The 13,012-nt window shown below is 65.1% G+C and carries 14 protein-coding genes and 2 tRNA genes; 9 read left to right on the top strand and 7 right to left on the bottom strand.

What is annotated here, in order from left to right; all coding sequences use genetic code 11:
- Nucleotides 1–49: 49 nt before the first annotated feature.
- Nucleotides 50–631, top strand: coding sequence for a Uma2 family endonuclease (locus ACIBW7_RS14905; protein ID WP_397046777.1), 582 nt, complete (start codon nucleotides 50–52; stop codon nucleotides 629–631).
- A gap of 1 nt (nucleotide 632) precedes the next feature.
- Here ACIBW7_RS14905 and ACIBW7_RS14900 read toward each other — a convergent pair whose 3' ends face one another.
- Entirely contained in the window at nucleotides 633–761 is a 129-nt protein-coding gene (locus tag ACIBW7_RS14900; protein WP_397046776.1) for a hypothetical protein, read from the bottom strand.
- A 387-nt stretch (nucleotides 762–1,148) separates the two neighbouring features.
- On the opposite strand from ACIBW7_RS14900, the gene ACIBW7_RS14895 reads away from it, so the two are divergent.
- The gene (locus tag ACIBW7_RS14895) at nucleotides 1,149–1,415 is read left to right on the top strand and encodes a hypothetical protein (protein WP_397046775.1); all 267 of its coding nucleotides are present in this window, start codon (nucleotides 1,149–1,151) and stop codon (nucleotides 1,413–1,415) included.
- 311 nt (nucleotides 1,416–1,726) lie between these two features.
- Here the strand turns inward: ACIBW7_RS14895 and ACIBW7_RS14890 are convergent, their stop codons facing one another.
- Together ACIBW7_RS14890 and ACIBW7_RS14885 are read right to left on the bottom strand one after the other, a co-directional pair.
- Complete coding sequence (locus tag ACIBW7_RS14890) at nucleotides 1,727–2,239, bottom strand: hypothetical protein (protein WP_397046774.1); 513 nt, start codon at nucleotides 2,237–2,239, stop codon at nucleotides 1,727–1,729.
- 481 nt (nucleotides 2,240–2,720) lie between these two features.
- Nucleotides 2,721–3,902 (bottom strand): MFS transporter, encoded by a 1,182-nt coding sequence (locus ACIBW7_RS14885; protein ID WP_397046773.1) that lies wholly within the window; start codon nucleotides 3,900–3,902, stop codon nucleotides 2,721–2,723.
- A 209-nt stretch (nucleotides 3,903–4,111) separates the two neighbouring features.
- Here ACIBW7_RS14885 and ACIBW7_RS14880 point away from each other — a divergent pair, with 209 nt between their 5' ends.
- The 4 genes from ACIBW7_RS14880 (at nucleotide 4,112) to ACIBW7_RS14865 (ending at nucleotide 6,804) form a co-directional block, all read left to right on the top strand.
- Nucleotides 4,112–4,885 carry a fumarylacetoacetate hydrolase family protein gene (locus ACIBW7_RS14880; RefSeq protein ID WP_062984767.1) on the top strand — a complete coding sequence of 258 codons (774 nt, stop codon included), beginning with the start codon at nucleotides 4,112–4,114 and terminating at the stop codon, nucleotides 4,883–4,885.
- 13 nt (nucleotides 4,886–4,898) lie between these two features.
- Complete coding sequence (gltX, locus tag ACIBW7_RS14875) at nucleotides 4,899–6,371, top strand: glutamate--tRNA ligase (RefSeq protein WP_397046772.1); 1,473 nt, start codon at nucleotides 4,899–4,901, stop codon at nucleotides 6,369–6,371.
- 134 nt (nucleotides 6,372–6,505) lie between these two features.
- A tRNA-Gln gene (locus tag ACIBW7_RS14870) sits at nucleotides 6,506–6,577 on the top strand.
- Between the two features lie 154 nt (nucleotides 6,578–6,731).
- Nucleotides 6,732–6,804 (top strand) — tRNA-Glu (locus tag ACIBW7_RS14865).
- A 350-nt stretch (nucleotides 6,805–7,154) separates the two neighbouring features.
- On the opposite strand, the gene ACIBW7_RS14860 is transcribed toward ACIBW7_RS14865, so the two are convergent.
- From ACIBW7_RS14860 to ACIBW7_RS14850, 3 genes are all read right to left on the bottom strand, one after another.
- Nucleotides 7,155–7,349 carry a DUF5302 domain-containing protein gene (locus ACIBW7_RS14860; RefSeq protein ID WP_397046771.1) on the bottom strand — a complete coding sequence of 65 codons (195 nt, stop codon included), beginning with the start codon at nucleotides 7,347–7,349 and terminating at the stop codon, nucleotides 7,155–7,157.
- 130 nt (nucleotides 7,350–7,479) lie between these two features.
- Complete coding sequence (locus tag ACIBW7_RS14855; RefSeq protein ID WP_397046770.1) at nucleotides 7,480–7,980, bottom strand: pyridoxamine 5'-phosphate oxidase family protein; 501 nt, start codon at nucleotides 7,978–7,980, stop codon at nucleotides 7,480–7,482.
- Nucleotides 7,981–8,015: 35 nt separating this feature from the next.
- On the bottom strand, nucleotides 8,016–8,717 hold the full coding sequence (locus ACIBW7_RS14850; protein ID WP_397046769.1) for an IclR family transcriptional regulator: 702 nt from the start codon (nucleotides 8,715–8,717) through the stop codon (nucleotides 8,016–8,018).
- Between the two features lie 149 nt (nucleotides 8,718–8,866).
- Here ACIBW7_RS14850 and leuC point away from each other — a divergent pair, with 149 nt between their 5' ends.
- The 3 genes from leuC (at nucleotide 8,867) to ACIBW7_RS14835 (ending at nucleotide 11,857) form a co-directional block, all read left to right on the top strand.
- Nucleotides 8,867–10,288, top strand: coding sequence for a 3-isopropylmalate dehydratase large subunit (leuC, locus tag ACIBW7_RS14845; protein WP_397046768.1), 1,422 nt, complete (start codon nucleotides 8,867–8,869; stop codon nucleotides 10,286–10,288).
- Nucleotides 10,289–10,441: 153 nt separating this feature from the next.
- On the top strand, nucleotides 10,442–11,050 hold the full coding sequence (gene leuD, locus ACIBW7_RS14840) for a 3-isopropylmalate dehydratase small subunit (RefSeq protein WP_397046767.1): 609 nt from the start codon (nucleotides 10,442–10,444) through the stop codon (nucleotides 11,048–11,050).
- Nucleotides 11,051–11,206: 156 nt separating this feature from the next.
- Entirely contained in the window at nucleotides 11,207–11,857 is a 651-nt protein-coding gene (locus ACIBW7_RS14835) for an HU family DNA-binding protein (protein ID WP_397046766.1), read from the top strand.
- Between the two features lie 183 nt (nucleotides 11,858–12,040).
- Here the strand turns inward: ACIBW7_RS14835 and ACIBW7_RS14830 are convergent, their stop codons facing one another.
- Nucleotides 12,041–12,985 carry an NUDIX domain-containing protein gene (locus tag ACIBW7_RS14830; RefSeq protein ID WP_397047077.1) on the bottom strand — a complete coding sequence of 315 codons (945 nt, stop codon included), beginning with the start codon at nucleotides 12,983–12,985 and terminating at the stop codon, nucleotides 12,041–12,043.
- Between the last annotated feature and the right edge of the window lie 27 nt (nucleotides 12,986–13,012).

The following is a 13,012-nucleotide window of genomic DNA, read 5'->3' as shown; positions in this document are numbered from 1 at the left end:
CGAGTTCGAGCGCGGGCCTTTCAGTTTCGCAGGAACGCGAGGGAGTTCGATGAGCGAGCGTCGGGGACCGTATACCGATGTGGATCTGCACCGTTTACCGGACGGCGGAAAGGGTTTCGAGCTCGAGGACGGCTGGTTGATCGCGGTCGCGGGCGGTGCGCGTCACGATTTCGTGGTGCAGCGGCTCGGGCGGCTCATCGATATCGCGGCCGGTGGTGCCGCGGTGCACGTATGTATCGGCGGTGGTTGGGAAGTCAACACGCCCAGCGGCATTCGCAAGCCCGATATCGTGGTGATCCCGAGAGATGTTGCGCGGGCCGCGATTATCGCCGAAACGCCCAGGCTGGTTTCCGGTACGGAGGTGTTGCTCGCCGTGGAGATCGTTGCGCCGGGCGACGGCAGCGAACGCACCGATCGGGTCAGGAAGGTTCGCGAGTACGCGGCCATCGATATTCCGCAGTACTGGATAGTCGAGCATCATCCGGAGGTCCGGATCCACCGAATGCTGCTCGCAGACGGCGCCTTTCGCGCCCATCCAACGGTGACGGCGGGAACCGTATTCACCGCGGCGATCCGAGCCGATCCACCGTTTCGGGTGCGTTTCGATCCTGCCGCCTTGATCGAGATCTGACCTATTCGCGCTCGGTCAGTGCGCCGCCGACCGCCGTGGCAATGCCACGAATCGAGTCGTGGACGGTGCCCGCGATGACATCGTGGACTCGCGCCGCAGGCTCGCCGATCGGCCCGATGGCATCGAACACCGCACCGGCGACCGTTCGATGCTGTTCGACGACAGTGGCTGCCGCACTGACGGATTCGGCGCGGTTGGTCCCAACTCGATCAGCTGCTCAGCGGTCGATTGCGATTGTGCGGTCATCATGGCCGCCTGGTTGCGTCATCGGATTCCCGCGGTTCGGCACTGGACTCGTGATCCCGCCGAAGCTCTTCCGCTGCAACTGGATTCGCCTGCGACGGCGGCATCGGTCCCGGTGGCGACATGGGCTGACCAGGTTGCATGGAAGCGATCGGCCGGCCCGGCGGTGCGGCAGCGAAATCGGACGGCATCGCACCTGTCGGCCGAAGGGGTGGCGGCGGAGCGGGCCATCCGCCGGGAAGGTGCTGCGCGGTAGGAGAACTCACTGAGCCGGGTGCCGCCCAGCGGTGCGGGTGCGGATGTGGTGGCCAATTCGGTGCGCCTGGCGGCACCGGCGGCAACATCGGAGGTGCTACCCAGTTGGGCGTTGGCCAACCTTGGGCGGGGCTGGGCGGCGGAGGTGTCGGCCAACCGGGTGGCGTTGAAAAGTTGGGCGTCGCCTGCAAGCCGGGCGATGCTGCGGGGCTCGGTGGTATCGGGTCGCCGAGCGGTGGTGTCGGGCCGGGTGGTGTTGGTGTGTTCGGCGAATGCGGAGGAGTAGGCCAATCTTCGGGAATGTGCTGTGCGGTAGGAGAACTCGCTGAGTTAGGTGCCGCCCAGCGGTGCGGGTGCGGATACGGTGGCCAATTCGGTGCGGTCGGCGGGCTTGGCGGCACCGGAGGCGTTGCCCAGTTGGGCGGCGGAGTAGGCCGGGCGGGACCGGGCGGTGGTGTTGGCCAGCCGGGTGGGGTTGAAAGGTTGGGCGATGCTGCGGGGCTCGGCGGTGTCGGTGCGTCGGGCGGGTGGGGGATGGAGTTGGGGTCTTGGGACACGGTTATCTCCTTTGTTGTAGGGGATTCGGTGAAGCCAGGATCAACGGGTTGGTGGGGTCGGGGGCTTCGGCATGTCGGGTGGGGTGGGCATCGGGGGTGGGCCGGGCGGCATGGGCATGCGCGGTGGGGTGGGGAAACCGGCTGGCGGGGTGCGGAATCCGGGTGGTGTCGGGGGAACGAGAGGGGGCGGCGGCACCGGGGGTGTGGGGGGAATCGGGGGTGTGGGCGGAATCGGGGGTGTGGCGAACGGGCCCATCGGCGGCATCGGGCCGCTGAAGCGTTGGAATGCCGCTTGGCGGGAGGTACCGAGGAGATCGCCGATTTCGGCCCAGGTGTGGCCTTCTTCGCGGGCCTGCCGGGCCAGGGTGTGCAGGATGTCGTCGACGAGTCGACTGAGATTTCGGGTCGCCGTGAGCGCGGCGAGCACCGGCACGCTGGGCCTGCCCTCCTCCGGGCGTAGCACACCTACAACCAGTTCCGCATTGGCGGACAACAACTTTCCGAGCATCGCCCGCTCGTCCTGCGGGTCGACGCGCTGCTGTTCATCGGACATATGTAAAGCCTGGCTTGACATACCCGCCTTGTCAAGGTTGGGTTTACATCGTGGGTTGTGCGAGGTGATCTGGCCCGGCAGTGTCGGTGTGGTGGACGCTGCTCGGTTACACGATCGGCGACATCAGCCATTCGATCAGCACCGAATCGGCAGCAGGTGCGAGTTGGTGCGCGGCGCTTCCCGACCAGAGATCCGCCATCGGCACAACGGGTGATAGGTCCAGTCCGGCACAGCTCTACCGACAAGCTCGCCCAATGCGGCGGAGCGACCGGGGTGCGCAAGGTTCGTGAGTATGTGCCGCGCTCGGCATTGTGCGATGGCGGACCGTCGATCCGAGGTAGGAATCCATTCAGCTTCGATCCCGCTGCGCAGCGCGACCTCTGAATCAGCGAGTCCATGCGGAGGCGGTCCTGACTGTCTGACGCACCCGCATCGCGACCGCCCCGGTGAGCCGGGACGGTCGCGAATTCGTAAGGGGCCGTTATTCAGATCGTCGATCGGTGGGAACCAGCGGAACCGCCGCCATCGCCAGCGCAGCGGCCAGCAGATATGCGGCGGGGAAGCCGCTGGTGGTGATCAGCACGCCGAAAACCGGTGGTATGGCGGCCATTGCGAGGTTCTGGCCGGTGTTCTGGATGCCGAGTCCACGTCCACTCCAGAACGGTCCGGCGATTTCGGCGACCGCCGTGAAGGCCAAACCGTTATCGGAGACCGTGATGACCGATGCGGCGATCAGCAGCGGAATCGCCGCCCACCACGCATGTGTCCATGCGGCCAAAGCCAAGGCGGCCATGGCGATTACGGCGGCGATGGCGACGCTGCGCAGCGGTCCCAGTCGGCTGCCGACGCGATCGGACCAGGCGCCCGCGCCGATTCGTCCTATGGCGCCGAGGAATTGGGTTCCGGTCACCAGAGCGCCCGCCACGGGCAGCGACCAGCCAACGTCACTATGCAACCACAATAATGCGAAAGTCCATACGGTCCCTTGGGGAATGCACAGCAGCACCGACACCGCGTGGATACGCCACAGCGTCGAATCGCCGCGATACGGGTTGGCTCGATCCGCCGCCGCGCCCGTGGGCCGTGGCGGATCGACGATCCCGATCAGGCAGCCCAGCGCGGCGACACCCGCCATCACCGCGGGCACCAGAACGGCCGCCGAGACCCCGTGCGCGGCCGCAACGGCCGGAATGCTGAGCGCGCCGATGCCGACGCCGATGGGCTGTGCGGTCTGTCGAATACCCATGGCCAGTCCGCGCCGTTGCGGCGCGAACCAGCCGACGATCACCCGGCCGCTGGCCCCGTTGGTACTTGCCGCGCCGACGCCGCCCACGAACAGCAATGCGCCGAGCAGCACGTGATCGGTGACGGTAGCCGCCGCGACGCCCGCACCGAACATCAGCAGCGGTCCGCCGACGAGCACCTTGTGCTCGCCGATCCGGTCCACGACATATCCCCAGGCGATCAGCGTGCATACCAGGCCGACGGTTGGCATGGCCACGAGCAGACCCGCGGTAGCCAGTGGCATGCCATCGGCCGTCAGCGCGGGCAAAAGAAACGGAACCCCGTGGATGAAGACCGCACTCGAGGCCTGTGCGAACACGCCGAGGCCGAGCATGGACCACCGTCGGACGTCGCGCATCTGCGTCACGGTCGTAGCCATGGCCTCACCTCAAAATCTCAGAATATGGGAATGAATTCTCATTCTGTGAACATCGAGTCTCACCGTACACCCAGTGGGCAAGTGGATTCCGCTGTGGTTCTGTCGAACTGCTCACATCGCGAGCCGCCGAACCCGCCGTCGCGCGCGGTTCCGGACCGCTCGGTCGGGCGCGTTCGAGCAGGTCGAGGGCGGTCGATAGACTGCGGTGCATGCGTCTAGGTCGAATCGCCAGTCCCGATGGAGTCGCTTTCGTCAGCATCGAAGGGGAGGGGAGCGAGAGCGTCGCCAAGGAGATCGCGGAACACCCGTTCGGTACTCCGACATTCACCGGGCGGAGTTGGCCGCTGGCCGATGTGCGCCTGCTCGCGCCGATTCTGGCCAGCAAAGTGGTCTGCATCGGTAAGAACTACGCCGCGCACGCGGCCGAAATGGGCGGGGTCGCACCGGCGGACCCGGTGATCTTCATGAAGCCGAGCACCTCGATCATCGGCCCGAACGCGTCGATCGTATTGCCGCCCAGCTCATCCCAGGTCGACTACGAGGGCGAGCTCGCGATCGTCATCGGCCGTCCGTGCAAGGACGTGCCCGCCGCCCGCGCACTCGACGTGGTGCTCGGCTACACCGTCGCCAACGATGTGACCGCGCGCGATCAGCAGAAGCACGACGGCCAGTGGACCCGGGGCAAGGGCTACGACACCTTCTGCCCGCTCGGCCCGTGGATCGAAACCTCGCTCGACCCTTCGGATCTGGAGATCGTCACCGAAGTCGACGGCGAGGTCCGCCAGCGCAGCCGCACTTCGCTTCTGCTGCACGATATTCCGAAGTTCATCGAGTGGGTGACCACGGTGATGACGCTGCTGCCCGGCGATGTGCTCCTCACCGGCACTCCGGAGGGCGTCGGCCCGCTGCGGGCCGGGCAGAACGTCTCCGTGACCGTCGAGGGCATCGGAACCCTCACCAATCCTGTTGCCGCCAAGCGCTAGTCGAAAGAGAGCCATGACTGAAGTACGGGTCCGCTTCTGCCCGTCACCGACCGGAACGCCGCATGTCGGCCTGGTCCGGACGGCACTGTTCAATTGGGCGTACGCCCGCCACACCGGCGGCAAGTTCGTCTTCCGCATCGAAGATACCGATGCCGCACGCGATTCCGAAGAATCCTACGGTGCGATCCTGGACGCGCTGCGCTGGCTCGGCCTCACCTGGGACGAGGGGCCGGAGGTCGGCGGGCCCTATGCGCCCTATCGGCAATCGCAGCGACGCGAGCTGCACATGGAAGTCGTGCGGAATTTGCTGGCGGCCGGTGAAGCGTACGAATCCTTCTCCACCCCCGAGGAAGTCGAGGAGCGCCATCGGGCCGCGGGCCGCGACCCGAAACTCGGCTACGACAACTACGACCGCGATCTCACCCTCGAGGAGATCGAGGCTCATCGGGCCGCCGGGCGTCCGGCGGTAATCCGGCTCCGAATGCCCGACGAAGACATCACCTGGCACGATCTCGTGCGCGGCGAAACCACCTTCAAAGCGGGTACCGTGCCCGATTTCGCACTCACTCGCGGTAATGGCGATCCGCTCTATACGCTGGTTAACCCGGTCGACGACGCATTGATGAAGATCACCCATGTGTTGCGCGGTGAGGACATTCTCTCGTCCACTCCGCGCCAAATCGCGCTCTATGCGGCTATGCGCCGGATCGGCGTCGCGGAGTTCACTCCGGAGTTCGGTCATCTACCGTTCGTGATGGGGCAGGGCAACAAGAAGTTGTCCAAGCGCGATCCGGAGTCGAATCTGTTCGTCCATCGGGATCGGGGATTCATCCCGGAGGGTTTGCTGAATTACCTGGCGCTACTCGGCTGGGGCATCGCGGATGATCGCGATGTTTTCTCGATGGCCGAGATGGTGGCGGCCTTCGATATCTCGAAAGTGAATTCGAATCCGGCCCGTTTCGATCAGAAGAAGGCGGACGCGCTCAACGCCGAACACATCCGATTGCTGGAGCCGGGTGATTTCACGCACCGCTTGCGTGAGTTCCTCACCGAACACGGCCACATCGGCGCCGACATCGACGACAAGTTGTTCGCCGCGGCCGCCGAACTTGTGCAAACCCGGATCGTGGTGTTGTCCGACGCGTGGGATCTGCTGCGTTTCTTGTTCGCGCCCGCGGAAGAGTTCGCGATTGATCCGGCGGCGGGCTCGAAGAACCTCGGTTCCGAAGCCACCCCGGTATTGGACGCCGCCATTGCCGCGCTGGAGCCGCTGACGGCCTGGATCACCCCCGCTATCGAGGATGCGCTCAAAACTGCGCTCATCGATGATCTGGGGCTCAAACCGCGTAAGGCGTTCGCACCAGTGCGAGCGGCAGTGACGGGTTCGCATATCAGCCCGCCGCTGTACGAATCGCTGGAGCTGCTCGGCCGCGAGACGAGCCTGGCTCGGCTGCGCTCGGCGCGAGACTGGACGGCGCCGGCCTGAAAGTCCGCCTTTGACCGAAAAACAGGGCGTTGACCAGCCGATTTGTAGTAGACCGTATGCGGTTTGGTACTCTACTTCTCGGCTCGGAACAGGGCCTCGGGTCAGCCGGACACGAGGTCGAACGTCCTGGTCATTGGGGTATGGTGTAATTGGCAACACAGCTGATTCTGGTTCAGCCATTCTAGGTTCGAGTCCTGGTACCCCAGCGGAGAATGTTGTTCGTCTCTCGGTGCACGACCGAAAGTTGTTCAGCATCCGGCGATTTGGTCGCCGAGCTTCGGTCGGCTAAGCTAACCGAGCTTCCACTGATCGAAAGATCACCGGAAAGATCGCCCGCTGAAATGCGGGAGGTCGAGTCCTGGCCCCGTCGTCTAGCGGCCTAGGACGCCGCCCTCTCAAGGCGGTAGCGCGGGTTCGAATCCCGTCGGGGCTACGCAGAATGGGAGGCCCATGCTCATGGAGAGCATGGGCCTTTTTCTGCTTCGCATTGTCTTGTGGGGGTGAAACCCCCACACCCCCACCCGGAGGGCTTCGCCCCCGGACCCCGAGTGTGGCCGGGGGCTTCGCCCCGGAACAGCAGGTCAGGGTGCGTTGGGCGGGTGGAGTTCCGTTTCCTCGGTGCTGTGGGCACTTTCTTGGCGGTGTGACTGATCCATCAGGGCGCGGGAGTGGGCATCGTGGTCGATGCCCACATGTGACCCGAGTTGCTGGAGTTGGGGAGGGCTTGGATACGCAAAAGCCCTCCAGAGGTTCAGCTGGAGGGCCTTTGGGGTGGGGCTTTATCTATCCGCTCTTGCGGCGGAACTCTCGCTTATGGCTGGCGTTGCCCTGGGTGGAGGTTGCCTTGGAGCGGCCGTCGAGGTGGTCGTTCGACTTGGCGTGGTGCTGGTTTTTGCGCTCCAGGGCTTCCTTGAACTTGCGTTTGACGTCTTCGGTGCTCGGTGCCGTCTTGCCGTTGGAACTATCCGCTTCCGCCATGTCTGCTCCTCGTCGTCGCGGCAGGGTGGCGCGCCACGATGCGTCGCCGCGCTGCCGATTCGGGTCGAACAGGGTTGACGCTACTGTGCCGCACCCGGCGTGTCAGGCGGATTTTGCCCGCGTGGCGCGATCAGTCGAGGGGTTGGGCGGTGGTGCCGCCGAGGGGGAGTTGGGGGAGGCCGAGTTTGCGGTGGTCCCAGCTGCGGAGGCGATCCGGGACTACGCGGACCGCTATGCGCTTGTTGAGCATCTGCTCGACGAGTGGGCGGACTTCTTCGCTGTAGGGACCGGTGTAGCGCTCCCAGACGCTCACGCCGACGGCGAAGAGCTTGTCCGGATCATCGATGATCTCGGCGTGGCCTTCGATCGAGACGCCGCGCAACTGGTTGTAGGTCTGGCCTGCTTCGACCATGCAGGTCACGCGGGGATCGCGGCGCAAGTTCACCGCCTTTTGCGACTTGGCTTTGGTCTCGAACCAGATCTCGCCGTCGATCAGGCCGTACCACATCGCCGTAAGGTGCGGCGCACCGTTCGGGCCGATGGTGGCCAGCGTAGCGATGCGGCTGCGCTCCAGGAATTCGGAAATCTCGGCGTCGGACATGACGATCTGCGCCCGTTGGTTTACTCCCATGCGCACCAACTTTAAAGGTTCGAAACTAGAACGTGTTACAGCCTCTTGTGGAGTGCGTCCGCGGCGGCGACCAGGTCGGCCGCCCAGCGGGCGCCCGGTCTGCGGCCCATGCGATCGATCGGACCCGACACCGAGACCGCCGCGATGACGTGGCCCGCGGCATCGCGCACGGGTGCGGAGACGCTGGCCACACCGCTGGCCCGCTCGGCGGCGCTCTGGGCCCAGCCGCGCTTGCGGACCTCGGCCAGCGCCCGCTCGCCGAATACCGCATCGGCCAGGATGATGCGCTGCAGTTCCGGATCCGCCCAGGCGACCAGCACCTTGGCCGCCGAACCGGCGGTGAGCGGCAAGCGCGCCCCGATCGGCACGGTGTCGCGCAGGCCGACGGGCGGTTCCAGGGCGGCGATGCAGACCCGCGCATTGCCGTCTCGGCAGTAGATCTGGACGCTTTCGCCGGTGATCTCGCGCAAGCGCGGGAGAATGGCCGCGGCGGCCTCGTGCAATGGATCGGTGGCCCCGGCGGCGAGTTCGGTGAGGGCTGGTCCGGGCCGCCACAGACCGTTGTTGTCGCGGGCGAGCAGCCGGTGTACTTCGAGCCCGACAGCCAGGCGGTGGGCGGTGGCCCGGGGCAGTCCGGTGCGGGTGCACAGTTCGTTGAGACCGCATGGGTGCTCCGCGACGGCATATAACACCGACACCGCTTTGTCCAGGACACCGATACCGCTATGCTGTCTCATAGAACGATATTAGCGTCTCGGATACTGAGAAAGCCACTCAGTGGCCTGCTCGCTCCGGACGCGTCGGAACAGTCAAAAACTTGTGCAGCCGTGAGCGTGCCTCAGCCCGGATCGCGTACCTCGGTTGCTCGTCGGAAAGGTGATCGAGAATGGCCGAGCGCCGCACACTGGCCGAGAAGGTGTGGGAGCAGCACGTCGTCGCCCGCGGAGCGGGCGAGGGCACCTCGCGGGAGCCCGATCTGATCTACATCGATCTGCACCTCGTACACGAGGTGACCAGCCCGCAGGCCTTCGACGGACTCCGCGCCGCGGGCCGTCCGGTGCGCCGTCCCGATCTCACCATCGCGACCGAGGACCACAACGTCCCGACGATCGATATCGATAAGCCGATCGCCGACCCCATTTCGCGCACCCAGGTCGAGACGCTGCGCCACAATTGCGCGGAATTCGGTGTGCGCCTGCATCCGATGGGGGACCTGGATCAGGGCATCGTGCACGTCGTCGGGCCGCAATTGGGTTTGACCCAGCCGGGGATGACGGTGGTGTGCGGCGATAGCCACACCTCCACCCACGGCGCGTTCGGCGCGCTGGCAATGGGCATCGGCACCAGCGAGGTCGAGCACGTCCTTGCCACACAGACGCTCTCGCTGCGCCCGTTCAAGACCATGGCGATCACCGTCGACGGCCAATTGCCGCCCGGTGTCACGAGTAAGGACCTGATTCTGGCCGTCATCGCCAAGATCGGCACCGGCGGCGGTCAGGGCTATGTGCTCGAGTATCGCGGTGAGGCCATTCGCGCCATGTCGATGGAGGCGCGAATGACGATCTGCAACATGTCGATCGAAGCGGGCGCGCGGGCCGGCATGATCGCTCCTGACGAAACCACCTATGAATTCCTCAAAGGCCGCCCGCACGCGCCGCAGGGAGCCGACTGGGATGCCGCAGTGGCCGCCTGGGAGGCGCTGAAGACCGATGAGGGCGCCGTTTTCGATGCCGAGGTGCACATCGACGCCGCCGCGCTGAGCCCGTTCGTCACCTGGGGGACCAACCCGGGACAGGGTGCGCCACTGGGCGAGAACGTGCCCGATCCCGCGCAGATTACCGACGAGACGGCGCGCGAGTCCGCGGAGAAAGCGTTGCGATACATGGATTTGGAGCCGGGTACTCCACTTCGTGATGTATCGGTCGACACCGTATTCGTCGGTTCGTGCACCAACGGGCGCATCGAGGATTTGCGCGCCGTGGCCGGGATTTTGAAGGGACGCCGCGTCGCCGACGGGGTCCGAATGTTGGTTGTACCGGGATCTATGCGGGTGCGCGCCCAGGCGGAAAAAGAAGGACTGGGCGAGATTTTCACCGCGGCGGGCGCCGAATGGCGTCAGGCGGGCTGCTCGATGTGCTTGGGAATGAATCCTGATCAGCTCGCGCCGGGTCAGCGCTGTGCTTCGACTTCGAATCGTAACTTCGAGGGTCGGCAGGGCAAAGGTGGCCGTACACACCTGGTTTCCCCGCTCGTAGCGGCCGCAACGGCGGTCCGCGGCACCCTGTCCTCGCCTGCGGATCTGAACTGATCGGCGCGCGGACGCCGTTGTGTCCGCGCCGATTCGTTGTTCCGGCCGCTAGCGACTGCTTGCAGGTCGCTCGAAACGATCGCCGTAGCGACTGCTTGCAGGTCGCTCGAAACGATCAGCCCAAATCGTCTAATGACCCAGGAGAATCAGCAAATGGAAGCCTTCACCGTGCACAAGGGGATCGGAGTGCCGCTGCGCCGATCCAATGTCGACACCGATCAGATCATTCCGGCCGTGTACCTGAAGCGGGTGACGCGAACGGGATTCGAGGACGGACTGTTCGCAGCATGGCGATCGGATCCGGACTTCATTCTGAACACCGAACCCTATAACCGGGGCAGTGTGCTGGTGGCCGGACCGGACTTCGGTACCGGATCCTCGCGCGAACACGCGGTATGGGCGCTGTCGGACTACGGCTTTCGTGTCGTCATCTCCTCGCGCTTCGCCGACATCTTCCGCGGCAATGCGGGCAAGGGCGGACTGTTGGCCGCGCAGATGTCACAGAACGATGTCGAAATGCTCTGGAAGTTGCTCGAGGAACAGCCGGGTCTCGAATTGGTAGTAGACCTCGAGGCGCGCACGGTGACGGCCGGAACCGTCGTGTTGCCGTTCGATATTGATGACTACACGCGGTGGCGTCTGCTCGAAGGATTGGACGACATCGGGCTGACACTGCGGCGTAGTGACGTCATCGGCGAGTTCGAAAAGGCAAGGCCAAGTTGGAAACCCACAACCCTTCCGGCGCATATTTCGCAGGCGTAATCACCCGGTAGCGATAGCTGAGTTCGCCTTGGGGCGGTAGCTGGACGTGTGCTAAACCACATGAATTTTGGCGTGGCACATAGACTCTTGCCCAAAGTGGGTTTACCGTGGTACCTAGTCGGTCCGACGACGGGCCATTAGTCTGCGGAGGATTCAATGAACAAGGCGGAACTGATCGACGTTCTGACCGAAAAGTTGGGTACGGACAGGCGCACGGCCACCGCGGCAGTCGAGCATGTGGTCGACACCATCGTGCGCGCGGTGCACAAGGGTCAGAGCGTCACAATCACCGGATTCGGTGTGTTCGAACAGCGTAAGCGTGCGGCTCGTGTCGCGCGGAACCCGCGTACCGGCGAAACCGTGAAGGTGAAGCCCACTTCGGTGCCGGCGTTCCGTCCGGGCGCGCAGTTCAAAGCCGTCATTGCGGGTAAGCAGAAGCTGACCGCGAGCGGCCCTGCGGTAAAGCGCGGCGCGAATGCACCGGTGGCAGCCAAGAAGGCGGCCGCAAAGAAGACGGCGGCCAAGAAGGCCGCCGCCAAGAAGACGACCGCCACCAAGGCGCCCGCGAAGAAGACGGCGGCCAAGAAGGCCCCGGCAAAGACGACGGCGCGCAAGGCAACTGCCACCAAGACGGCCGCTAAGAAGGCACCCGCCAAGAAGACCGTCGCCAAGAAGACGACGGCAGCGGCCAAGAAGGCTACGACGGCGGCCAAGAAGACCACCACCGCCGCCAAGAAGACGGTCGCGAAGAAGGCGCCCGCGAAGAAGACCGCGGCCAAGAAGGCTCCGGCCCGTCGCGCGCGCTGACGCTGAAGGTGCACTGCCACCGGGTGATTCGGCTCCGCTAGGCGGAATCACTCGGCAAACCGACTCGAAACGGCCCCGAGGTTCGCCTCGGGGCCGTTTCGGCTGTCTGCGCCTGGAATTGGTGTCGAGAAACGACCGTATGACGGTTGTCGTCCCCTCAGGCGTCAGGACTCCACTGCGGCGTCAGGATTTGACGATGGCGTCCGAGAGTGACCGGTCGAGGTGGTCGGCGGCGACCAGTCGACCCGAGACGAACGACAGCACCCACACACTGCCCTTGCGGTTGCGCGCGGACGGCAGCGTAATGCCGTCCCGATCGGCCCACCACCGCAGCAGATCGGGAATTACCTTGCCCTGACTGCACAGAACGCGCACCGCACGATCCGACACGAGGGAAAGGGCGCGTTGACGAGCCTTGTCCGGCGCTGCGGCATAAGCGGTTTCGGAGAAATCCGGTTCGATGCTGATGGTCGTGCCGAGTTGCTCCGCCAGTGGTTCCACCGTCTGGACGCAGCGGTCCGGATCGGCCGAATAGATCTCGGATGCACCGAATGCCAGTAGATTCGGGACCAACGCCTCGGCTTGGGCCCGACCGGCCCGCTCCAGTGGCCGCTGGTCGTCCGGACCGTCGAATCGGTCCTTGCTGCCCGCCTTGGCATGGCGCACCACAAGCAGCGTGCTGGTGGCGGCGGGGAGGCGGGTGAAGGCGCGCACTACCTGTCGGTCCATCGGATAGGACAATTGGTCCATCACCCGGTCCAAGGTGTACCAGGACAGCACATCGACCTCGGAATTGGCGCTGAATTCACCGCCGGAAACCTCGGCGGCCCAATAGTCCACCCGCTTGAGTTTGCGATGTCCCGGAATCGGATACGTGACGTGCCCGAGGTAGCGGCCGAGCCGGCAGTCGAGGCCGGTTTCCTCGCGGACCTCGCGCACGGCGGCGAGCACCGGCGTCTCGCCCGGATCGAGTTTGCCTTTCGGCAGCGACCAATCCTGATACTTGGGGCGGTGCACCACGGCGATCTCGATGGCGCCGGATTCAGCGGCCGCTCGGCGCCACAACACCGCGCCCGCGGCGTGAATGTTGGCTGTTACCCGGGGATCCCAGAACGGTCCGCCGTCCATCTCGTATCCCGTCGCGCCACTCACGAC

It is taken from the genome of Nocardia sp. NPDC049526 (assembly GCF_044465765.1).
GTDB lineage: Bacteria > Actinomycetota > Actinomycetes > Mycobacteriales > Mycobacteriaceae > Nocardia.
The sequence above is the reverse complement of the archived record's forward strand: the minus strand, read 5'-3'. Positions and strand labels throughout refer to the sequence as shown.